The 21,540-nt window shown below is 52.7% G+C and carries 20 protein-coding genes; 1 reads left to right on the top strand and 19 read right to left on the bottom strand.

Annotated features, from left to right (window positions below; genetic code table 11):
- Positions 1-4 precede the first annotated feature (4 nt).
- From NLML1_RS01195 to prfB, 6 genes are all read right to left on the bottom strand, one after another.
- Positions 5-400 carry a response regulator gene (locus NLML1_RS01195; protein WP_162323160.1) on the bottom strand — a complete coding sequence of 132 codons (396 nt, stop codon included), beginning with the start codon at positions 398-400 and terminating at the stop codon, positions 5-7.
- A gap of 23 nt (positions 401-423) precedes the next feature.
- Positions 424-1,602, bottom strand: coding sequence for a S41 family peptidase (locus tag NLML1_RS01190; protein WP_285441742.1), 1,179 nt, complete (start codon positions 1,600-1,602; stop codon positions 424-426).
- 59 nt (positions 1,603-1,661) lie between these two features.
- Positions 1,662-2,795, bottom strand: coding sequence for a CHAP domain-containing protein (locus NLML1_RS01185; RefSeq protein ID WP_285441741.1), 1,134 nt, complete (start codon positions 2,793-2,795; stop codon positions 1,662-1,664).
- Positions 2,796-2,877: 82 nt separating this feature from the next.
- Positions 2,878-3,879, bottom strand: coding sequence for a cell division protein FtsX (locus NLML1_RS01180; RefSeq protein ID WP_285441740.1), 1,002 nt, complete (start codon positions 3,877-3,879; stop codon positions 2,878-2,880).
- Positions 3,876-4,559, bottom strand: a complete 684-nt coding sequence (gene ftsE, locus NLML1_RS01175; RefSeq protein WP_285441739.1) for a cell division ATP-binding protein FtsE — start codon at positions 4,557-4,559, stop codon at positions 3,876-3,878. The genes NLML1_RS01180 and ftsE overlap by 4 nt, the downstream gene beginning before the upstream one ends.
- 58 nt (positions 4,560-4,617) lie before the next feature.
- On the bottom strand, positions 4,618-5,697 hold the full coding sequence (gene prfB, locus NLML1_RS01170) for a peptide chain release factor 2 (RefSeq protein ID WP_285441738.1): 1,080 nt from the start codon (positions 5,695-5,697) through the stop codon (positions 4,618-4,620).
- A 68-nt stretch (positions 5,698-5,765) separates the two neighbouring features.
- On the opposite strand from prfB, the gene hpt reads away from it, so the two are divergent.
- Positions 5,766-6,305 (top strand): hypoxanthine phosphoribosyltransferase, encoded by a 540-nt coding sequence (gene hpt, locus NLML1_RS01165; RefSeq protein ID WP_285441737.1) that lies wholly within the window; start codon positions 5,766-5,768, stop codon positions 6,303-6,305.
- Here hpt and murD read toward each other — a convergent pair.
- The 13 genes from murD to NLML1_RS01100 all read right to left on the bottom strand — a co-directional run bounded on the left by murD (position 6,302) and on the right by NLML1_RS01100 (position 21,536).
- Positions 6,302-7,663: a UDP-N-acetylmuramoyl-L-alanine--D-glutamate ligase gene (murD, locus tag NLML1_RS01160; RefSeq protein ID WP_285441736.1), complete on the bottom strand. Its 1,362-nt coding sequence runs from the start codon at positions 7,661-7,663 to the stop codon at positions 6,302-6,304. The two genes, hpt and murD, sit on opposite strands and share 4 nt — an antisense overlap.
- 25 nt (positions 7,664-7,688) lie before the next feature.
- Entirely contained in the window at positions 7,689-8,966 is a 1,278-nt protein-coding gene (locus tag NLML1_RS01155) for a M16 family metallopeptidase (RefSeq protein ID WP_285441735.1), read from the bottom strand.
- A 33-nt stretch (positions 8,967-8,999) separates the two neighbouring features.
- On the bottom strand, positions 9,000-11,630 hold the full coding sequence (gene secA, locus NLML1_RS01150; RefSeq protein ID WP_285441734.1) for a preprotein translocase subunit SecA: 2,631 nt from the start codon (positions 11,628-11,630) through the stop codon (positions 9,000-9,002).
- 93 nt (positions 11,631-11,723) lie between these two features.
- Entirely contained in the window at positions 11,724-12,098 is a 375-nt protein-coding gene (gene hpf, locus NLML1_RS01145) for a ribosome hibernation-promoting factor, HPF/YfiA family (protein ID WP_285441733.1), read from the bottom strand.
- Positions 12,099-12,120: 22 nt separating this feature from the next.
- A complete protein-coding gene (locus tag NLML1_RS01140; protein ID WP_171271756.1) occupies positions 12,121-12,363 on the bottom strand; it encodes a hypothetical protein in 243 nt (80 codons plus the stop codon).
- Positions 12,364-12,381: 18 nt separating this feature from the next.
- Positions 12,382-13,677, bottom strand: a complete 1,296-nt coding sequence (gene serS, locus NLML1_RS01135) for a serine--tRNA ligase (RefSeq protein ID WP_285441732.1) — start codon at positions 13,675-13,677, stop codon at positions 12,382-12,384.
- A 45-nt stretch (positions 13,678-13,722) separates the two neighbouring features.
- Entirely contained in the window at positions 13,723-15,768 is a 2,046-nt protein-coding gene (locus NLML1_RS01130; RefSeq protein ID WP_285441731.1) for a collagen-like domain-containing protein, read from the bottom strand.
- A gap of 141 nt (positions 15,769-15,909) precedes the next feature.
- On the bottom strand, positions 15,910-17,268 hold the full coding sequence (locus NLML1_RS01125) for an ABC transporter permease (protein ID WP_285441730.1): 1,359 nt from the start codon (positions 17,266-17,268) through the stop codon (positions 15,910-15,912).
- Positions 17,265-18,110, bottom strand: a complete 846-nt coding sequence (locus tag NLML1_RS01120) for an ABC transporter ATP-binding protein (RefSeq protein ID WP_285441729.1) — start codon at positions 18,108-18,110, stop codon at positions 17,265-17,267. Before NLML1_RS01120 ends, NLML1_RS01125 begins: the two co-directional genes overlap by 4 nt.
- 198 nt (positions 18,111-18,308) lie before the next feature.
- The gene (locus tag NLML1_RS01115; protein WP_162323141.1) at positions 18,309-19,151 is read right to left on the bottom strand and encodes an undecaprenyl-diphosphate phosphatase; all 843 of its coding nucleotides are present in this window, start codon (positions 19,149-19,151) and stop codon (positions 18,309-18,311) included.
- A gap of 69 nt (positions 19,152-19,220) precedes the next feature.
- Positions 19,221-20,504 carry a PspC domain-containing protein gene (locus NLML1_RS01110; protein WP_285441728.1) on the bottom strand — a complete coding sequence of 428 codons (1,284 nt, stop codon included), beginning with the start codon at positions 20,502-20,504 and terminating at the stop codon, positions 19,221-19,223.
- On the bottom strand, positions 20,504-20,848 hold the full coding sequence (locus NLML1_RS01105; RefSeq protein WP_285441727.1) for a PadR family transcriptional regulator: 345 nt from the start codon (positions 20,846-20,848) through the stop codon (positions 20,504-20,506). Before NLML1_RS01105 ends, NLML1_RS01110 begins: the two co-directional genes overlap by 1 nt.
- On the bottom strand, positions 20,838-21,536 hold the full coding sequence (locus NLML1_RS01100) for an ABC transporter ATP-binding protein (RefSeq protein ID WP_285441726.1): 699 nt from the start codon (positions 21,534-21,536) through the stop codon (positions 20,838-20,840). Before NLML1_RS01100 ends, NLML1_RS01105 begins: the two co-directional genes overlap by 11 nt.
- Between the last annotated feature and the right edge of the window lie 4 nt (positions 21,537-21,540).

Genomic DNA, 21,540 nt, shown 5'->3' with positions numbered 1-21,540 from the left:
CAACCTAGTTTTCAAACGACTGCGACATGCCCAAATGATGCTTCACTCGCGCTACCACGTCGCCGATCACCACCTGCGATTTGACGAGATATTCGTCTACTCCGAGCGCCTCTGCCCGCTCCCGGTCCTTCTGCTGACTCAGCGCCGTTAGCATAATTACCCGCACATTGGTCGTTTCTGGCGTATTGCGCAGGATATCGAGCACGTCAAAGCCGCTAATTTTTGGCATCATAGCATCCAGTACGATCAGATCCGGCCGAAACGCCACCGTTGCCGACAGCGCGTCCTCACCATTATGCACCTCACGAATCTCAAAGCCCTCCAGCTCCAGCCGCGACCGATAGACCGCCGCCAGTGCCGTGTCATCTTCAACCAGTAGTATTTTTTTTCTGTGTTGCATATCTTTACCCTCCCTTTTTGAGCTTATACACTCTTTGCCTTCTCTAACTGTGGATCGCGTCCATTATCTGCCGCCCCAGCCGTCATCTCGACCTTAACATCCGGTTCGATACCCGACTTGTCAATATTCTTGCCGTGCGGCGTATACCAGCGCGCCTCGGTCACTTTTAGAACCGAGCCGTCTGCCAAATCAATCGGCCGCTGTACACTGCCCTTGCCATAGGTTTTTTCGCCAACCAGCGTTGCCTTGCCGTGATCCTTGAGCGCCCCCGCCACGATCTCGCTGGCGCTGGCACTACCACCGTTGATCAGCACGACCGTCTTGATATCACCGAGAAGCGGCTGGCCGGTTGATTTCTCGGTCGAGATAACCTGCTCACCGCGCCGTTGGGTCATTACCACCTCATGATTGAGCCACAACCCCGCTAACGCCTGTGCAGCCGCCACCGTACCGCCAGGATTTCCCCTGAGATCGAGGATGACTTTCTTGACGCCTGCCGAACGGAATTCCTCGGCGGCTTGGCGCGCTTGCTTGCCGGTATCGTCATTAAAACGGCCCACCGTTAAAATACCGATCTCACCGTCGATCTTCCACTCGGCAGCCGGCGCGACGACCTCCTCGCGTGTCACCGTTATATCTTTACGCTCGTCGCCACGCGACAGCACCAACTTGACCGTCGTGCCAACGTCGCCACGAATACGCTGCACCACTTGATCAACCGGCATATTAGTCACCACCGTGTCATTGACCTTGACGATGGCATCACCAGCTTTGACGCCCGCCTTTTCGGCTGGGCTATTCTTTAGCGGCCGGATGATCGTCGGCACGTTATGCCGCTTGGCAATTTCCGCCCCGATACCGCCACCAATATTGCCCGACAAGCTCTTCTCAAACTCCTTGGCTTCATCCGGATCCATGTACGCCGTGTGCGGATCGCCCGTCGCTGCCACCATACCGCGCGCCGCCCCACGCGTAAGTGCTTGCTCATCCAAATTACCGTCATAATGAGCCTTTAGCTCACGGTACACGCGCTGCACCGCTGATAAATCCAGCGACCCCGTTGCTGTTCTGAGACCAAACAGCGACCCGACCTGCGCCACGATCAGATCCGACCGCGTCCCGGCCGCAAAACTCACAATCGCGATCAGCAGCCCGCCCAAAAACAAGCGAGCCCGCATTCCTACCCTCCGTTGCTCTGTCATGTATCTATTGTACACAAAAACCCTCGCTGATGCGAGGGTTTTATTGACTCATCGTACTATTAAAAATACACGTAGGTTAAGCCCGAGGCTAAACGCGTATACTTTCGGTACAGACCGTCCCACGCCAAGTTATAGTCGCTGACCGTAATTGTGCCGTCACCATTAACCGACTCGACGTACATCACGTGTCCATAATAGCCAACATTCATGACCGCCGCCGCGCCAGCCTTTGGTGTCGAACCGCTCTGGATGCCGTATCGCGCCGCTGTTGATGGCCACTGATTAGCGTTACCAGCCCCACCAAAATGCGGCACAAACCGACCGGTACTGTGGATCTTCCAGGCCACATAGCTCACGCACTCACGTGTATATAAGCCCCATGGATCGACGTAAGCATCTAGTGGTGCATTCGCCCAGACACCTGGATAGCCACCACCGCCCGGGATACCACCCGGAATTGACACCCCGCCAAGCGCTCGTCGGTTAGCCGCCGCCTGCTCTTCGCGTAGTTTCGCTGCCTGGTTATTGCGCTGCGTTGCGAGAGCTGCATAGGCATTCTGGTCGTTCTTGGTGTCATTGACGAGCTTGGCCTGCTCTGCCTGCTTGGACGCCAGTTGCGACTGCTGAGCTTTCTGGTCTTTGAGTACATTCTCAACTGACTTTTTATTCTCTTCTAACTTCGCCTGCAGCGCCTTAATTTCCTTGATCTTATCGTTCAGTGAGGATCGCAAGCTACTACGTTGCTCCTGCTTATCAACATAATCGCCGATTGATTTGGAGCTCGCCAGCATCTCGAGTGGCGAGATCTGATCATCGAGGTAAATATCTGAGAGGATTTTACCCATGACCTTGCGGCTCTTTTCAATCGCTAGCTTATTTTTAGCAATCTCCGCAACCAATGCGTCGTGCTTTTGTTGGCTCTTGGCAATTTCCGCTCGGATCGAATCAATCTGCGCGTTGATGCGCCCGAGCTCTTCCTCCAGCGTCGCCGCCATCGTCCCGAGACGATTGGCCTCGTTCTGCGCCTGTTGCGCCTGTTGGTTGAGAGCGTTAATTTCCGCTTCATAGTCACGCGCGAATACATGTGGGCCGAGCTGGAACACGCCAGCGCCCAAAACAACAGCACTAACCGCCACGAGAGCTGCCCGTGTGGCTCGTGATGTCGAAACTGGTGTGGTGGACCGTATCTTCATTGCCTTTTATTTTAGCACAAGCGACATATGGACGTCAAGCGCCTTGGCTCAGTAAATATTCAGGGGTCAGCGACAAAATAACTTATAATTTTAAGTATTTGCGCGTCGCGATCAATGACGAGACAATGCCAATCACCGCACCAATCATAATCATCGCCAGCACTACTAGCCCGGCATACGTGGTGCCAATATTCATCAAGTTATCCATCGGCAGCCGCACCGCCAGCTTGTCGTGTGCCGAAAACAGCAACAAATACCCGACCCCTGAGGCCACCAGTGCCGCGATAAATCCATACATAATTGCCTCAACGATAAATGGCCCGCGAATAAATCCACGATCAGCACCGATCAGCTTCATCATCTGGATCTCGTCTTTGCGGTTAAAAATTGCCATCCTGATGGTGTTAAACACCACCAGCGACGAAATCACCACGAACACCACGGTAGCGATCGAGCCGGCGATACTGGCAAACCGCACCCAATCACCGATAGCGTTGATCGCATCACGCCGATCACCGATGAACGACGGTTCTTTGGTCGGATCTTTGTGCTTCTTATACAGCTCGTCATGCTTCGTAAACTCAATCAGTGCCCGCTGATCGTTTAAATCCTTGAGCGAAGCCCGAAGCGATGCTGGCATTTCGTTACTTGATTCCTTGATCGCCTCGAGAGTTGCTGGATCATTCTTATACTTCTCGATTTGCTCCTGACGCGCCTGCTCTGCCGAGATATACGTCACCTTTTCGACATTCTGGAGCTTGCTCAGGCGCGATGTCAGCTCGTCGATCACCTTTTGCTCGGTTGAGCCTTTGAGGAAAATCGACATATCGGACTTGCGCGAAATTGTATCGACCGAGTCAACCAGCACCTGGCGAGCAGCCATAGTAACGGCAATAATGAGCAGCGTCACCGCCATCACCGCAGTCGCTGCGATCGTCAGCCAGGTATTACGGCTAAAATTATTGATACCATACCGGCACATTCGCCAGAACGTCAGCACCCGACGGCGACGCTGCCGCGTGCGCTTGAGAACTTTAGGATCGACGCGCGCCTTGGCGGCGGCTTTACGTGAGATATCGGTCATTGTTTGTAACTCCCCTTGGCTTGATCAGAGGTGATTTTACCGTGATCAATGGTGATCACCCGGCGCTTGAGCTTATTGACAATATCGACGTTGTGCGTGGTCAACAGCACCGTGGTGCCGTATTTGTTAATTTTTTCCAGCAAGCGCACAATATCCCAGCTATGCTTTGGGTCAAGGTTACCAGTCGGCTCGTCAGCGATCAAGATCTTTGGCTGCCGAACCACTGCCCGGGCAATCGCCACCCGTTGGCGCTCACCGCCAGACAGTTGGTTTGGGAAATTCTTTTCCTTACCTTTCAGCCCCACTAGCTCAATCACCTTTGGCACCGTTGATTTGATCTCGCGATTAGTCATCCCGGCAATCTCCAGCGCAAAGGCCACATTCTCAAACACCGTCCGGTTTGGTAGCAGCTTGAAATCCTGAAACACCACGCCGATCTTGCGCCGTAGCAGCGGGATATGCTTGTCCTTGAGCGTGTCATAATCAATCCCACCGACAACAATCTTGCCACCAGTCGGCTTTTCCTCGCGGGTCAGCAGCTTGAGCAGCGTCGACTTCCCCGCACCCGACGTCCCGACCAGGATCACAAACTCGCCCGGTTTGACATGGACACTAACCCGGTTCAAGGCCGGCTTGTTATCCTTGCCATACGTTTTGGTAACCCTATCTAACAAAATCATTTCTACTAGTATAGCAGATTTTAAGGATGGTGCGAATAGGTATATACTGGCTCTTTATTTAGCCACGCGACTCACGCAAATAAGCCGTCATAAACCCATCGATATCCCCGTCCAGCACCCCTTGGGCATTGCGGTTCTCGTGCTTGGTGCGGGTATCCTTGACCAGTGTGTATGGGTGCAGGACATAATTTCTAATCTGGCTGCCCCAGTTGGCTGACTCGCCAGCCCTGAGATCAGACAGGGTTTCGGCGTGCTGCTCCAGCTTCATCGCCAGCAGCTTGGAGCGCAAGATCTTCAGCGCCGTCTCTTTATTCTGGATCTGCGAGCGCTCGTTCTGAATCGCCACCGTGATTCCCGTCGGCACGTGCGTCACCCGCACCGCCGAATCAGTGGTATTGACGCCCTGGCCGCCCTTACCGCCCGAACGATACACATCAATCCTCAGATCATTCGGGTCAATCGCAATTTCATCCGGCGTATCAATCTTTGGCAACACCTCCACCAGCGCAAAGCTAGTCTGGCGCAAATTATCAGCATTAAACGGACTGAGGCGCACCAGCCGATGCACACCATTTTCTGAGCGCAATTTTCCATAGGCAAACGGCCCAGAAATCTCCAGCACCGCCGTCTTTATCCCAGCGTCATCATTGGTCGAACGCTCCAGTGTATCGGCTTTCATCCCCGACTTCTCCGCCCAGCGCAGATACATCCGCTCCAGCATCGCCGCAAAGTCCTGAGCATCCAGCCCGCCTACACCGGCCGAAATCCGCACCACCGCCTCGCGGTTATCGTATGGGCCGCTGAATAATAAATCGGTCTTGCGCTGAGTAAACTCCTGCTCCAGCGCCACCACCTGCGCCTCAAACTCCGGCAGCAAATCATCATCGCCCAGCTCCATCAACTCGGCGATATCCATGAGCTGCACGCTGAGCGTCTGCCACGGCTCAACTGTCTGGCGCAAGCTAGCCGCCTTTTTCGCCAGCGCCTGCGCCTCGTCCGGATTATGCCAAATCTCCGGCTGATTAAGCCGCTCGTCCAGCGCCGCCAGCTCCTGCTCCAGCGCCGCAAAATCCAGCGCCGCCTTGGCCTGTTCTACTTCTGACCGCAGAGTTTGGATGCGCTTTTTGAGTGGCTGCATGGATATATTTTAGCAGATATCGGTGTGTATTCACTCAGCTAAAATACAAAACATGCTATACTACCCCTATGAATCAAGATATCGCTACCATCCTCGTAACTACTGAACAAATTAATGACGCGGTGGCGCGGCTGGGCCAGGAGCTGACAGCAGAGTATCGTGACAAGAATCCGCTCGTCATCGGCGTCCTGCGTGGCGTGGCACCGTTCATGATCGATCTGGTACGCGCCATGGATTGCTATCTGGAAATTGATTTCATCGACGTCTCCAGCTACGGCGACGCGACTGAATCATCCGGCGCGGTCACCGTTCTCAAGGACATCGATAGCGACGTTACTGGGCGACATGTTTTGTTGGTCGAAGACATCGTCGATACCGGCCGAACGTTGGAAAAATTGCTAGAATTATTCGCCGGTCGCGGTGCCGCCTCAGTCAAAGTCTGCTCACTACTCGACAAACCCGAACGACGTATCGTCAACGTTACCGCCGATTACATCGGCCTATCAGTTCCTAACGAATTCGTCGTCGGCTACGGCCTAGATTTCCGCCAACAATACCGCAATCTGCCATATATCGGGGTATTGAAACCAGAAATCTATCAAAATTAGAGATTCTCCACTGCCGTCACGAACTGCTCGCCGCGGTCGACGTAATTTTTGAACATACCAAAGCTGGCGGCCGCTGGACTGAGGATGACAACATCGCCCGGGCGAGATAATTGACTGGCTTGAGCGACGACATCCACCATCGTCGTCTGGCCGAGCACCACTGTTGTCGCCGTCACCGATGCTTGATGCAGCGACTGCTCAATCTTTGCCGCATTGGCCCCGATAATGATCACCGCCCGCACCGTTTGTTTGGCAATCTCCGTGGCCATTTCATCATAATCCGCCCCCTTGTCGTACCCACCGACGATCAGCACTTTCGGCGCCTCAAACGCCCGCAGCGCCGCGATGGCACTGCCTGGCGTGGTAGCGATACTGTCATCGTAATACTTCACGCCGTTTTTCTCAGCAACAAATTTTAATCGATGCGGTAATCCCGTAAAACTCTCTAGTCCAGCCGCGTACTGCTCGTCGGTCACTGTGATCGGCAATTCTGTCACCGCGCTCATCGCCGCACACGCATTCTCGAGGTTGTGCGCGCCCGGCAGCCGTAAATGATCGGTGCGACAAATCCGCCGATCTTGCACACAGAAGTAACCATCCCGGACATACACCTGATCCTCGTCGGGAACGGCATAGCGGTGCGCAAAATCTAGTGCATCATCTCCGCAATACTCACACGTCGCATGACCCTGCTCATCCAATAGTCCATTAAAAGGCGTAGCAGCTACTTCTTCCGAATATTTATTCGTTGGATGATATAAACATGTATCAATAATACCCTGGTGGCGACGAATATTTTTCTTGGCATCGAGGTACTCGGCAAAATCCGTATGCACCTCCAAATGATCAGGCTCGATCATCAACACCACGGCAATGGTCGGCGACTTCTCGAGATCCCACAGCTGAAAACTTGATAGCTCGTACACAACGAAATCGTCCTTTGTGATGTTTGGCAGCGCGTCCAGTGCCGGCACACCGATGTTCCCAACCAGATGCACCGTCTGACCAGCCGCCCGCAAGATCGCCACGATCAGACTACAGGTCGTACCCTTGCCTTTCGTCCCCGTCACGCCAATAATCGGCACCGGACACTTGTCAAAAAACTCATTGGTCGCCGACCATATTTTGCCCGACGTTTTGAGTAGCCGCGGCGGCACACCCGGTGCTCGCACCACCATGTCGGCATCCTGCAACCGCTCAGCGAACACCGACTCACCAGTCCGCACCGCCACCCCGTCCGGCGCATTCTCAACCGCTTTCTGGTCAGCGATCACAAACTCAGCATCAGGAAAAGCCTGCCGAAAATATCTCAAACTTGATATACCCTCAAGGCCATAGCCAGCGATGATGATCTTCATAGGTTTATTATAGCATTGAGCACTACTAAAACAGCCCCTCAAGCTTCTCCTGCAGTCGCCCGAGCAGTTCTTTATCACCGCTACTCACGCCAGCAAGCACCCAGGTATTTGCTGCAAAAAACTCTCGCACCACCCGAACAATTTGATCAGCAGTCACCGCCAAAATTGCCGTCGGTACGCCCTCATAATCCTTGACGAAATCATCAGCAAAATAACGCCCGGTATAAAAATTGCTGACCTGTGCCACCGTTTGTGCCCCCATCTGATAGCGGCCCAGTGCATATGACTTGGCATTCTCGATGTCCTCCGAGGTGATCGTCCCGTTCAGTACTCGGCGCAGTTCGCGCACGATGATATCGAACAGCGCCTCTGCTGTCTCGAGGTTGACCTGGCCGCCAAAGTCCCAGGCCGAATCATAAAACCCAACCGAGGTGTCGCTGAACACGCCGTAAGCCAGCCCCTTCTTACGCGCCGCCCCGAAAATCCGCGAGCTCATCGTCCCGGTCAAGATATGATTCAAGCAGCCCATAGCGTCAGAATCCTCATCGCTCAGCTCACGCGGCAAATTCATCGACCAGCCAAATGTCAGATTCGAGGCCTCCTTGCGGCGGACAAAAATCGGTGCGGCACTCGACAGTTTATCGTGCGGAATGGTAAACCGCTCGCCCGGCTCTAGCTGCCACTGCTCCAGCGATTCACGAATCGTCGCCATCCGCCCAGTCAACTTGCCCGCCACCACAAATCGCATATTGTTGAGCGTATGTGTCCGCCGATGATGCTCCTTGATGTCTTTTAGGGTAATCGCGTCAATCGTTTTCAGCCGCTGATTATACGTCAAAATATCCTCGCCCAGCGCTTGCTGCACCCGTGGCCACATGACTCGGTTATGATTGTTCAGATAGCCGGTCAGCTCGCTCCGGACATTGCCCTTCTCGGCCTCTAGTTCCTCGGCGTTAAAGCGCGGCGTGGTGATCGCCAACCGCTGCAATTCCAAAATCCGATCCCATTCAAAATCCGCACAGGCCGCCTCGTACACTATTGAATAATCAGAGGTAAACGCATTATGGTACGCACCATTCTTAGTAAACTCCTGCTCATAGGCGTGCTCCGAACGAAACTTCTCATTCGCCCCAAACGCCATGTGCTCCATGATGTGCGCTGTCTCGTAGATATCCTTGTCGCGGACGTAGCGATTGCCTGCCCGGAACTGCACCTGAAAGCTCATCACTGTCGCGTCTGGCACATCAATGAACAGGCCTTTCGCACCATTTTTCAATTTTATTTCTTTGACCGTATGTTTCATCTGTCTGTCGCTCTCTGCCCACCGGTTTTAGATTTATTTGCGATTCTTTTTGCGATTTTGGCGCTGCGCTTTTTTCTTCTTGCGTGCTTGGTTTTTAGCGCGGTTCGACTCGGCGTTAGATTTACCCTTTTTCACCGAAAAGTCACCGTCACGATTTTCCTCGCCCGTACCAACTTCATTAACGCCACGCTCAACTGCGCTTTCGGCTAGGCGCGTTAGCTCGGTGTCATACTCATCATCCTGCGACTGGCGAATTACTGCGTCGGATTTATGAATATGAAAAATTGTGTTCAGAACTTCGTTACGCAGATTTTCCTGAAGGCTAGTGAACAATTTTTGTGACTCCGCCCGGTATTCTACCAATGGATCGCGCTGGCCAACGCTGCGCCAGTGGATCCCTTCGCGCAGGTGTTGCATATTCTCTAGGTGCTGCATCCACAGGGTGTCGAGCACCGCCATATACACCTCACGCTCCACGCCGCGCAACTCTTCAGTACCGATTTCTTCATCTTTTTCCTGGTAGGCCTGACGTGCTAGTTTTAGGGCTTTTTGGAGGCGCAGACGGTCTTTCTTCTCGAGACCAACCTTGCGCACTGCCGCTTCATCGACTGGAAAGGCCGACGTAAATTCCTCGATAAACTTTGGGTTGTTTTTGGTTGGTAGCGTCACTAACTCTTTGACTCTGTCCCGCAACAACCGCTCAATTTCCGGCTGGATATTGTCGCCTTCAAGGATTTTTCGCCGCATCGTGTAGACCACGCGGCGATGACGATTAATGACGTTGTCGTACTGAACAACATTTTTGCGCGTATCAAAGTTATAGCCTTCGACGCGCTTCTGCGCTGCTTCCAGCGTCTTTGACACAGCGCGGTTTTGAATCGGCGTATCTTCGTCGACACCCAGCCGATCCATCAACGCCGCGATACGCTCGCCCTGGAAAATTCGCATCAAATCATCTTCGGTCGATACGTAGAACTGGGTCTCGCCCGGGTCGCCCTGACGACCGCCACGACCGCGCAGCTGATTGTCGATGCGTCGTGATTCGTGCCGCTCCGAACCAATCACCACCAGGCCGCCCAGTTCCTTGACACCCTTGCCGAGCTTAATGTCAGTACCACGCCCAGCGATGTTTGTCGCCAGTGTAATCGCGCCCTTTTCACCAGCCTTCTCGATGATGGCCGCCTCACGCTCATTGTTCTTGGCGTTTAGAATCTCAAACTTGATGCCTTCCTTTTCCAGATATTTAGCAATCTGCTCGTTCTTGGCAATCGAACCAGAACCAACCAGCACCGGCCGGCCTTGCTTGTGATAATCTTTGATGGCTTCGGCAACTGCCTTCAACTTGCCCTTTTCAGTCTTGAAAATCAGGTCTTCTTTATCGTCGCGAATCACTGGCTTGTTCGGTGGAATCTGGATAACGTCCAGTGAATAAATTTGCTGAAACTCCTCAGCTTCAGTAAACGCCGTACCAGTCATACCGCTCAATTTATTATACAAACGGAAATAATTCTGGAACGAAATGGTCGCCAGCGTCATGCTTTCTTCCAGCACTGGCACACCTTCTTTCGCCTCAATTGCCTGGTGCAAACCTTCGTTGTAACGGCGTCCTTGCATCAAACGACCAGTGTGCTCATCGACGATGATCACTTCGCCGTCGTTGGTCACTACATAATCTTTGTCGCGCTTGAACAATGTTTGTGCTCGCAGAGCCTGATCCATATGATACACACTGCGCACGTGGTCTGGCGTGTACAAATTTTTTATTCCCAGCAGTTTTTGGACTTTTTCCACGCCCTCGTCGGTCAGCGCCACGCTGCGGCGCTTTTCATCCAGAACATAGTCCTCTGGCACTAATTTACTGGCAACTTTAGCGAACGTGTAGTAATTGTCTGGGTTCTCTGCTGCTGGTGCCGAGATGATCAGCGGCGTGCGCGCTTCATCGATCAGAATTGAGTCCACCTCGTCAACGATAGCAAAGTTCAGCTCGCGCTGACGTAATAAGTCAACGTCGTTCACCATGTTGTCGCGTAGATAGTCAAAGCCAAACTCGTTATTAGTGCCATACGTAATGTCGGCAGCATAAGCTTCTTTACGAGTGACCGGACGGAGCTTGCGCATGCGCGGATCGTCGTGATGCTCATTATCGTACTCTTTGTCATAGACAAATGACGCTTCGTTGATGATCACACCAGTAGTCAAGCCCAAAAAGTCATACACCTGGCCCATCCAGCCAGCGTCACGCTGCGCCAGATAGTCGTTGACAGTCACCACGTGAACACCCTTGCCTTCCAGTGCGTTGAGATAGGTCGGCAGCGTCGCCACCAGGGTCTTACCTTCACCGGTCTTCATCTCGGCAACATTGCCCTCATGAAGGACCATGCCGCCGATTAGCTGAACGTCGTACGGACGCTCGCCGATGACGCGCTTGGCTGCCTCACGAGCCACCGCAAAGGCATCCGGCAAAATCATATCCAGCGTTACGTTTTTCTTCGTCAGACGTTTTTTCAGCGCCTCTGTCTGCGCCTGCAACTCCTTGTCTGACAGTTTTTCGTACTTTCCAGACAGACCGTTAATTACGTCAACTTGCTTCTGCAGCCGCTTCAAAATCTTCTTCTGCGGATCGCCAAAAATCTTACTCAGCGCCTTTTGTTGTGTCATTGCCATAAACTCAAAACTCCCTCACTTTCAGGCATTTTCAAAAACTGTATATATTATACCGTGCAGGGTTGGAAAATTAAAGGGGTTGATTTAAACCCCCTACTGCTCGCGCTGGAAACCGCGCTTGAACCGTGCCAGTACGCCGCGGCTGCTGCCAACGTGCACCAACACATCATCCTTATACTTACGTAGCTGCCCATTCAGCTTCGCCTCAACGATATCGACGGCTGCTAGCACGTTCATCGTCGAATCTTTAGCGGTGATCTTCTTGTCCGGTACATTGATAATCACCTCAACCTCGTACTTGTTGCCGCCAGGGTTGTCAATCTGCTTGATCTTTACATCAGCGGTCGCGCTCTTGCGGGCATGCCGCGGCAAGTACTTACCCAGTGCACCGATTTTGCGCTCAACGTATTTCTTTGTGGTGTCCGTCAATTCGTATTTGACGCCAGTAATGGTAATATCTTTGATCATAGTTCCTCCTTTTATGTATACGTTAGCGCGGCAAGACAACACCCGCATCCTTCGCCATTTTTAGTAATTCTTCGTTAATCACGAGCAGCTTTTCTTTCGATGACATTTTGGCAAAGCTGGCGCTCATAAACGATTTGTTCGGCTTGCCGTAAATAACATCATATATCTCTTTAATGTCGTTTGTCAGTGCCTGTAGTCTGCTTTCGACCACGCCATCAGCGATCGCGCCCTTGATCCATTGCTTGTCATCGTTCGTCAGTGCCACATACCCTCCTAGACTCCATTATATCATCTCGCGGCCATTCATATACGGGCGAAGTGCTTCTGGCACCATGACATCACCCTCTGCGGTCTGATAATTCTCAATAATCGCCACCATGCAGCGCCCCAGCGCAAAGGCCGTCGCATCATTCGTGTGGATCAATTCAACTCCGTTGTCCGTGCGCACCCGCGTCATCAAACGACGCGCCTGATAGTCAGTCATATAGTCAGCAGTATGCGTCTCGCGGTACTTGCCCTGACCCGGTAACCATACTTCCATATCAACACCGCGCGCATTTGGTTTACCAATATCAGCGGTGCATTTCATCAGGACATGGTACGGTAGCTTGAGCTGAGCCAAAAGCCACTCTTGAATCGCGATAAATAGCAGGTGCTCGTTATAACTATCCTTCGCCTCGGTGAAGCTCTCCATCTCGAGCTTATCAAACTGGTGCATCCGGATCAGCCCCTCCATATCCTTGCCGTACGTCCCTGCTTCTTTGCGGAAGCTGGTTGCAAAGCCCAGGTATCGAAGTGGTAACTGTTTCGCATCAAAAATCTCACCCGCATGCATACTACCGAGCACATGCTCAGCGCTCCCCTGTAGCCACAGTTCCTCGCCTTCAATTTTGTATCGATCATCACTCGGCTGGAGACGATCCATCTGATCATACGGCTCGGTACGGATCATCAATGGCGGCAGCACTGGGATGAATGGTTTTGTATTGACACCAAGGCCAGCCTTTTCGGCGATCTCCTTGATCACCGCTGGGTTGGTGAGAGATGTGATCACAAACTGGATAATTGCCTGTTGCAACAACACCAAATCACCCATGATATAAGCAAAGCGAGCGCCAGCAACCTTGGCAGCGCGCTCTTTGTCGAGCCAGCCTTTTGCCTCGGCGATTTCGTAGTGATTTTTCGGCATAAAATCAAAGGCTGGGATATCACCGACGACCTTTACTTCAACGTTTTCATCCTCACTCAGACCAACTGGCACGTCGGCGTGCGGCATATTAGGAACCTGCTTTAGTAGCGTTATGTAGCGTTCCTCGACCTCGCTCAGCTGAGCCTCAAGCCCGCTCAACTTGGCCTTGATGGCCTTGCCCTGCTCAATCAGGCTTGGTTCGGGCTTGCCTCCCTTCATCTGCGCAGCAATCTCGTTACGCTGCTGGCGCAACTCATCAACCTGCCGCTGCGCCTCACGACGCTCGTCGTCTAATTGCAACAATGTCGCAATAGACACGTCACACCCCTTGTGGTTCGCCGCAGCTTGCACCGCTTCGGCGTTATCTCGAATAAAGCGAATATCTAACATGGTATCATTGTAGCAGATATACGATAATTTATCTCGCTAACTTCACTAGTTCGAAAGCTTGGTAATTGTCAGGCTTGCATCGCTGAGTTGCACACTCTGGAGGTCTGATACGACGATCAACTTTAGCTTGGTACCAGCTGTCGCCCGCATCATCCGTGAATACGGCAGCGTCGAACGGCGAATGCCGGCTTGATTAGACGACCACGTGCCCTCTGGGCGATCACCATTCACGTCATTAACAATTTGGTAAATGTTACGCATAGGTGAGTTGTCAACGGTACGAATACTGGAACGGATGAAATATACACCGTCGCTTGGAATGGTATACGTGTGATTCACCGGATCCCAGGTACCGCCGCCGGTATTCGTGGTGATCGTTGTCATCGGAATGGCTGTATAAGTGTCAGCATTAACATTCACCGCCGTGATGTTACCATTACCGACGCCGATGGAACCGGCAAACATTGTTTCCTGCGGCAAGCTCCTCCACGCAACATCACAATCTGCCGCCGACTTTTTCATCAGCACCTGACCAATTGACCCACCGGCCGGAATGTTTGATCCGGTAAATGTCAGTCCAATATTCGGCGTACCACTGCCCGTGACAGTAAGGCCAGTCGAACATGGCTGAGTACTATTCGTCACATTAACTGTTGCATTTGCACCAGCTTCGCCCTTATCACCCTTTTGTCCTTGGGGACCAGCGTCGCCCTTCGGGCCTTTAGCTCCAGGTGCACCGGCATCTCCCTTAGCTCCTTGCGGGCCGGCAGGGCCGGTGTCGCCCTTGGCTCCTGGCTCGCCTTTCTCACCCTTAGCGCCCTGTGGACCCTGTGGCCCCGCTGGGCCAGTGTCACCTTTAGCGCCCTGTGGGCCGATAGGACCTTTATCCCCCTTAACACCTGGTATACCCTGGGGGCCGGGCAGGCCCTGAGGACCTACTGGGCCAGTGTCACCTTTGTCACCTTTTTGACCTTGAGCACCTGTCGCTCCAGTATCGCCTTTAGCGCCTTTGAGTCCTTGCGGGCCAGCGGGACCGACTGGACCTACCGGACCGGTATCACCTTTAGCTCCCTGAGGACCTGCAGGACCTTGTGGACCATCATTACCTTTTTCACCCTTCTCACCCTTTTGGCCTTGGGGACCAGCTGGGCCCTGTGGGCCAGCAGGGCCAGTGTCGCCCTTCGGGCCTTGTGGACCAGCAGGCCCCTGAGAACCTTGTGCACCGGTTGCACCTTGAGACCCTGCTGCACCTTGCGGGCCAGCGGGACCTTGTGGACCGGTATCACCCTTATCGCCCTTCGGACCCTTCAAGTCAGATAATGCAATGAGGTTGTTCCAAGTAGCATCACCCCTGTAGCGCCACTGGATATACAACGCGGTTTTCTGTAACTCAATCTCTCGCCCATCGTTACCAGCATCACCCTTTTGGCCTTGTGCGCCCGTCGCTCCGGTATCACCTTTAGCACCCTGTTGGCCGGCATCGCCCTTCTCGCCCTTGTCACCCTTAGCGCCGGCGTCTCCTTTATCTCCCTTGGCGCCAGTATCACCTTTGTCGCCCTTATCACCTTTTTGACCCTGTGGGCCAGTATCACCTTTGGGACCCTGTGGGCCAGCCGGACCGACGACACCATTGGCATCGCCCTTCTCGCCCTTGTCGCCTTTTTGGCCCCGTGGACCAGCTGGACCCTGAGCACCGGTATCGCCCTTTGGCCCGGTCGCACCGTTTTTACCATTCGCTCCATCCCGACCGTTAGCTCCACGCTGTCCTGTACTTACGCCGTTTTTACCGTCTTTACCAGCAGCTCCGGCCTCACCAGTGTCACCTTTGTCACCCTTGTCGCCTTTCTCACCCTTATCACCTCGCAACTCAGAAAGAGAGACAATATCCTGCCAGTCGCCATCCATAAACTGCCACTGTACCTTGCCATTGCTTTGGCGTAGGCTAATCTGATCTGGACGAACCCCCTTGTAAAAGCGATTACCGCCGCCCCACGGCCACCACCACAGCAGTAGAATAATCAGTATCGTGACGATAAATAAACATATTACCAGTTTACGACTCGCATATGTTTTATCTGAGCGCTCGTTCATATTGTATTATATCCCCTATTTGATCTTGCTATACGCCTATTTAGCACGATTATAGCATGAGCACATTCTAAAAGCCATAATTTTTATCAAAAATCGCGGGTAATTACGACAGGTCAGCTATAATTAAGTAGTATGAGCCAGTCATTCCGTACGCAGCGCCTCAATTGGGTCAAGCTTCGCCGCTTTGCGGCTCGGCAAGAATCCCGCAATAATTGCTACTAACATCAACCCGACGACAATGACGAGACCGCTAATTGGTACAAATATCAGGAGTGAATGTTCCCCCAAATTAAGCGCCTTAGAGATCATTGGGTTACACAACTCACCAATTCCCCACGCGCCGAGCACTCCGAGTGCACCACCCAGGAAGCCAACCCATGCTGCTTCGTAACGGAACAGCCTGGCAATATCACGCCGACTAGCACCAAGCGCCTTCATTAGTCCAATCTGTTGCGTTCGCTCCAACACCGAAATGTATTGAGTATTGACGATGCCAAATATACTCACCACCAAGGCCAACACACCAAACCCAAACACAATCCACTGCAGCAAGTTTACGAACGTAAAGAGCAGCTCCTGGATATCTTTCGAAGTTACCACTGACAGGTTCAATTCATCTTTAAGAGCTTTCTTGACGTCTTCGGGCTTTTTACCATCAGCCACCGTTGCTGAAGCGGTAATATACTTTTGGTACTGCGGCGTACCGAGCGTTGCAAATTCAGTCAGCTCCTTGGCAGTCTCTGGGCTGACATAGGTATTTGGTGTATTCGTCGCTTGCTCCGGCGATTTCTTTGATACCGCTACAATGGTCAGCTCTTTGTGCTTCAACTTACTACTTGTTAGTTCACGCACGCCAGCCTCGCCGCGCTGCCGATACGCCTTGGCAATGTCCTCTTCACTGACTTTCTGCGGCGCTTGCTCAACGGTGAGCGTCAACTTGCTACCGATGATCTTGTCCGCAGAGATTCCCAATTCCTCAAGGTAGGACTCTGGTATTATCACTTCATTATCCCCCAACTGAGTACCCTTAGACATCGCCTTGCCCGCTACTGTCTCAACACGAATACCGCTATCGCGCATCGCTACCTCGCCCGTGTACTTTTTATCAGACTTGGTACTAAACGTCAGGTATTTTGGGTTCAATTGATATAGCGGCGTCACATCTTTCAAGTCACTGCGCGCCTTCAGTTTGGCTATATCATCAAGAGTCAATAGCTCAACTTCTGCGCCACGATGTGTACCAGTGTCCGGCTTATACTCCTTAAGTGGCTTATTGCTGCGACCGGTAAACGCCTCACTCGCCTTGCCAATCATCAATCCTTGAGGATTAATATTACTGCTGATGATCCTGTCAATATATTGCCGCGCACCCTCGCCAGCCATCAAACTGGCGGTAATCGCAAAGCCACCCACCGCGATGGCGATACTAGTGAGCAAGGTGCGCATCTTAGCTCGCCGCAGATTCCGCCCAGCCCGACGCACGATATCTAGCGTTTTCATTTCTTCGCCTCCTTCTTGATAGCTTTCGTGGTTCTTAACTGTTTCGTCTGGCGACGAGGCTTCTTTGGCTCAGGTAGAGGAGCTGCGGCAGCAATTGTCACCGTGGCGGCATGACGATGAGCCCTCGAGGCCACCGTTTTACCTTGAGCGATCCGAATTGCGTCTTCAATCGCCGAATCAGATTCAACTCGACCATCTTTGATACGAACAATCCGCTCACATCGTTTCGCCAAATCTTCATCATGCGTCACGATAATCAAGGTTGCGCCGTGCTGTTTTTGATACTCAAATAACAGATCTTCAATCATCGCCGACGTTACCGAGTCAAGATTGCCGGTCGGCTCATCGGCGAACAAGATCGCTGGTTCACCGGCAATAGCCCGGGCGATCGCCAGGCGCTGCTTTTGCCCACCAGAGAGATGTTTAGCACGCACCCTGGTCTTATCAGTCAAATCAACCGCTTTTAATGCCGACTCGATGCGCCGCTTGCGCCGAGCACGAGGGACGCCAGCAGTTTCCAGCGACAAACTGACATTGTCATAACACGTTTCATCACCTTCGACGAAAAAACTCTGAAAGATAAAGCCTATCTTCTCGGCGCGAAATCTATCTATTGCCCACGTCTTGAGGCACAAAATATCCTCGCCATCAATCAACACTTCGCCCCGCTCAGGCTTATCCAATCCCGAGATGGCGTGCATCAGCGTCGACTTGCCCGAACCAGATTTTCCTAAAATCGCCACACTCGCCCCATCCGCGATCTCGATATTAACATCATCTAACGCCACGAAAGCATTTTTCTTGCCGCCGTACGTCTTGGTAATATGTTTGACCTCTATCATTCTCCCTCCTAACTCCTGCAGTTTCTCGTCGTAACAAGGACAAGATGTCATAACCAAGCCTGACCTCTATATTACAATCGTATCATAGAATGAAGAATGTGATCAAAACTTATAATTTCCTAGTCGCGTCCGTAGTCGCCCAATCCAAAGAATACGAGGTAGCAGCATGAAAAGTGACCATACGCTTTTAACGGCGAGCTAAACCGCACCGATCGCGCCACTCATCAGCAAAGCAATGATCAGCACGCCCAGCCCGACTCGATACCAAATAAATAGCGAGAAGTCATTCCGCGCCACAAACTTGAGCAGCCACGATATCGCAAGGTAGCCAACCACAAACGATACAATTGTCGCAAGTCCCGTCGCTGTCCAGCCGACACCGCCGGCAATGTGCTTTGAGGCGGTCAGCATCTCCAGCAGCCCCGCTGCCACCAGCGCCGGGATACCGAGGAAAAAGCTCAACTTCGTCACCGTCACTCGGTCAAATCCCCGCAGCAGCCCCACCGAGATCGTTGCTCCCGACCGACTGATACCCGGTATCAAGGCCAGGCACTGCCCCACACCAATCGCCAGCGTATCTCGCCACGTCGTTTGCTGCTCGCTGCGGTGACTGGCTTTCTCTGAACGCCTATCGGCCCACCACATCACCAGGCTCCAGCCGATCAACGCCACCGCCACAAACCACAAACTACGCAGCACCGTCTCGACCTGATCCTTAAACAGTAGTCCAATCACTGCGATCGGCACCGAACCGATAATAATCGCCCAGCCATACACATAATCAAACTGTCGCCGCGCCCGCTTCCACCACAGCCCACGCCACCAGGCGCTTAGCACCCGCCAAATATCGCCCCAGAAATAGATGATCGCTGCCAAGATCGCGCCGATCTGAATTACTGCCGTGAACGCCGTCAGGCTCGGATCATCAATTCTCATCCCCATCAACTTCTCGACAATCGTCAAGTGCCCCGTCGAAGAAACTGGCAGAAACTCCGTTACGCCTTCAATGATGCCGAGGATAATCGCCTGCCACCACGCCACTTGCTTAATAGCTCCTTCTCATCCCTTCAGTGTAGCAGCTCAGTAAGCATTCGCCAACCTTCACGCTCACTATGCGTTGCTTGATTGTGGTACGGGCGATGGCGACAGCGGCCCAGACACGTGCAATCGCACAAACCCGAAGCAGTCGACGTCAAGCTCTGGCGAGAGGCCAAACCACGTTGTGCGACAGCGACTACGCTGATTTTCAACTCTGAGCACAAGCTTATCACCGTCACGTACCGCCGACACCTTTGGCTGCTGGCGCTTGCCCTTGAGGTCTATATAGCGCAGTTCAATCTTGATATCACCTCGGGTCGTATCCCCAAAATGTAACGGGACACTTCCACCCTCGACGTGGACATACTTCACGCCCTTCATATCACTTGGCAGTTCAACCGGCACGATTTTTGTCAAGCGCTCCTCGTCACGTGCTAGCTCATTCGCCATACCGACACCAAACAGCGTCATTCCCGAAACCGATAGCGCTCCCACAACTAGCGCCACCACCGTCATAACCACCGATAGCCGCTTTAATGTCCACGTAAAGGCGCTGTGGCTCAATATCGCGCCCAGCCATACCGCCGCCACGCCACCAACGAGTAAGGATGCCCACAGACCCCACGCCCACGGCTGTGCATAGAATCCATCAAGCAAACCAATCACCGCGATGCCACTGATCGCCCCCACGATCAGCGCCACCAACAGCCCCAGCGTTACCATGAGAATACCAACACCAAGAATAAATCGAAACACTTTTGCTGCCGTATGACCCGTGTTATTATTCCGCCCTACGGATGACTCATTCCGACTGGCCTGACGCTTCAGCGAATCAAACGTTACCGCCTTGCCGCGCATCTGGAGCTTATCAGAGGCAGTCCGCGCCTCTGGAACTGACAGCCACATCACGATATAAATCAGTACCGCTGCGCCAAAGGTAATAAATGGCGAAAAAATGAACAACAACCGTACCCACAAAGGATTGGTTCCCCAATAGGCAGCGATGCCTGCACACACGCCACCAATCAGCGCATGTTCCGTATCACGCATCAGCCGTCGCTCTGAACGCTCGGGCTCGTCATCGGTCTCCACCGCCTCGTCATCATCCGAAAAATCGCGCGGTTCGCCCATTTGTTTTTGCACTGCCAAAACGTCGTCGTGACTGATCACGCCGTCCTTCGACACGCCGCGCTCCGCCAAAAGCTCCACCATTCGCGCTTCAATTTCGCGCATAGCTTCTGGCTCGGCATGCATGTTTTTCTGGATTAAATTCAGGTATTTTTCCAATGATTTTTTAGCATCAACTTCCACACTAAACGGCGTTTTTGCCAAATGGATTCTGGTTATTTCTTTCATCACTTTGCTCCTTTCTCAAGATCTTTTAGCGAAGTGTTCAACATTTTTATACGATCCTTCAATTCATTTACTAGCTGTGCACCGGTGTCGGTGAGTGAATAGTATTTGCGCGGCGGTCCCTGTTCGCTTTCTTGCCATTCGTGCTGCAAATAGCCGTATTTTTGCAAGCGGCTGAGCAGCGGGTAAATTGTCCCCTCAACCACCATCAGCTCCGACTCGCTCAGTTGCTTGACGATATCACCAGTGTACTGTGGTTGTTTAGCACACACTAACAGTACGCAGTACACCAAAAAACCTTTACGCAGCTGAATCGCTAAGCTTTCGGCGTAAGCACTAACGTCCATGCTTTTTCTCCTCTGGCACGGTCGATTTCTCAACCCGCCCGTCTTTAATTATGATCTGATAATCGCATTTCTTCGCCAGGTCGACGTCGTGTGTCACTACAATCAGCGTGACACCCTTTTGCTTATTATAATCAAATAGCAATCCTTCCACCTTAGCACCAGTTTCGCTGTCCAGGTTGCCGGTCGGCTCGTCGGCAAAGATGATTTGCGGATCGCCGACAATCGCCCTAGCAATCGCCAAGCGCTGCTTTTGCCCGCCCGACAAATCTTTGGCACGGTTTTTGCGCTTATCGTACAAATCCACCGCCTTAAGCGCCGCGTTAATTTTGTGCGCTCGCTTTTTGCGCGGCAACCGGGCAATTTCCAGCGGCAAGCTAACGTTATCAACCACGCTCTCATTGCCTTGGACAAAAAAACTCTGGAAGATGAAGCCGATTTTCTTGGCGCGAAACTCATCGACGCGCTTCGGCTTCAGCTGCAAGATGTCTTGCCCGTCGATGATCACCTGGCCGTGCTGCGGCCTGTCCAGCCCGGAAATCGCGTGCATCAGCGTCGATTTTCCAGAACCAGATTTGCCGAGGATTGCCACGCTGGCTCCTGTCGGAATAGTCAAGCTGACATTTTTCAGCGCGGTAAATTGGTTTTTCTTTTTGCCGTAAATCTTCGTTACATCTTTTAGTTCAATCATGACC

This window comes from Candidatus Nanosynbacter lyticus, from assembly GCF_030253515.1.
GTDB classification, from domain to species: domain Bacteria; phylum Patescibacteriota; class Saccharimonadia; order Saccharimonadales; family Saccharimonadaceae; genus Nanosynbacter; species Nanosynbacter lyticus_A.
This window is presented reverse-complemented; position numbering and strand designations above follow the sequence as displayed.

Coding starts and splice junctions, on each gene's coding strand:
- NLML1_RS01130 (WP_285441731.1), bottom strand. CDS start 15,768: ATGAACGAGCGCTCAGATAAAACATATGCGAGTCGTAAACTGGTAATA.
- hpt (WP_285441737.1), top strand. CDS start 5,766: ATGAATCAAGATATCGCTACCATCCTCGTAACTACTGAACAAATTAAT.
- NLML1_RS01185 (WP_285441741.1), bottom strand. CDS start 2,795: ATGAAGATACGGTCCACCACACCAGTTTCGACATCACGAGCCACACGG.
- murD (WP_285441736.1), bottom strand. CDS start 7,663: ATGAAGATCATCATCGCTGGCTATGGCCTTGAGGGTATATCAAGTTTG.
- NLML1_RS01180 (WP_285441740.1), bottom strand. CDS start 3,879: ATGACCGATATCTCACGTAAAGCCGCCGCCAAGGCGCGCGTCGATCCT.
- serS (WP_285441732.1), bottom strand. CDS start 13,677: ATGTTAGATATTCGCTTTATTCGAGATAACGCCGAAGCGGTGCAAGCT.
- NLML1_RS01195 (WP_162323160.1), bottom strand. CDS start 400: ATGCAACACAGAAAAAAAATACTACTGGTTGAAGATGACACGGCACTG.
- prfB (WP_285441738.1), bottom strand. CDS start 5,697: ATGCAGCCACTCAAAAAGCGCATCCAAACTCTGCGGTCAGAAGTAGAA.
- secA (WP_285441734.1), bottom strand. CDS start 11,630: ATGGCAATGACACAACAAAAGGCGCTGAGTAAGATTTTTGGCGATCCG.
- NLML1_RS01155 (WP_285441735.1), bottom strand. CDS start 8,966: ATGAAACATACGGTCAAAGAAATAAAATTGAAAAATGGTGCGAAAGGC.
- ftsE (WP_285441739.1), bottom strand. CDS start 4,559: ATGATTTTGTTAGATAGGGTTACCAAAACGTATGGCAAGGATAACAAG.
- hpf (WP_285441733.1), bottom strand. CDS start 12,098: ATGATCAAAGATATTACCATTACTGGCGTCAAATACGAATTGACGGAC.
- NLML1_RS01100 (WP_285441726.1), bottom strand. CDS start 21,536: ATGATTGAACTAAAAGATGTAACGAAGATTTACGGCAAAAAGAAAAAC.
- NLML1_RS01110 (WP_285441728.1), bottom strand. CDS start 20,504: ATGAAAGAAATAACCAGAATCCATTTGGCAAAAACGCCGTTTAGTGTG.
- NLML1_RS01125 (WP_285441730.1), bottom strand. CDS start 17,268: ATGAAAACGCTAGATATCGTGCGTCGGGCTGGGCGGAATCTGCGGCGA.
- NLML1_RS01120 (WP_285441729.1), bottom strand. CDS start 18,110: ATGATAGAGGTCAAACATATTACCAAGACGTACGGCGGCAAGAAAAAT.
- NLML1_RS01190 (WP_285441742.1), bottom strand. CDS start 1,602: ATGACAGAGCAACGGAGGGTAGGAATGCGGGCTCGCTTGTTTTTGGGC.
- NLML1_RS01105 (WP_285441727.1), bottom strand. CDS start 20,848: ATGGACGTTAGTGCTTACGCCGAAAGCTTAGCGATTCAGCTGCGTAAA.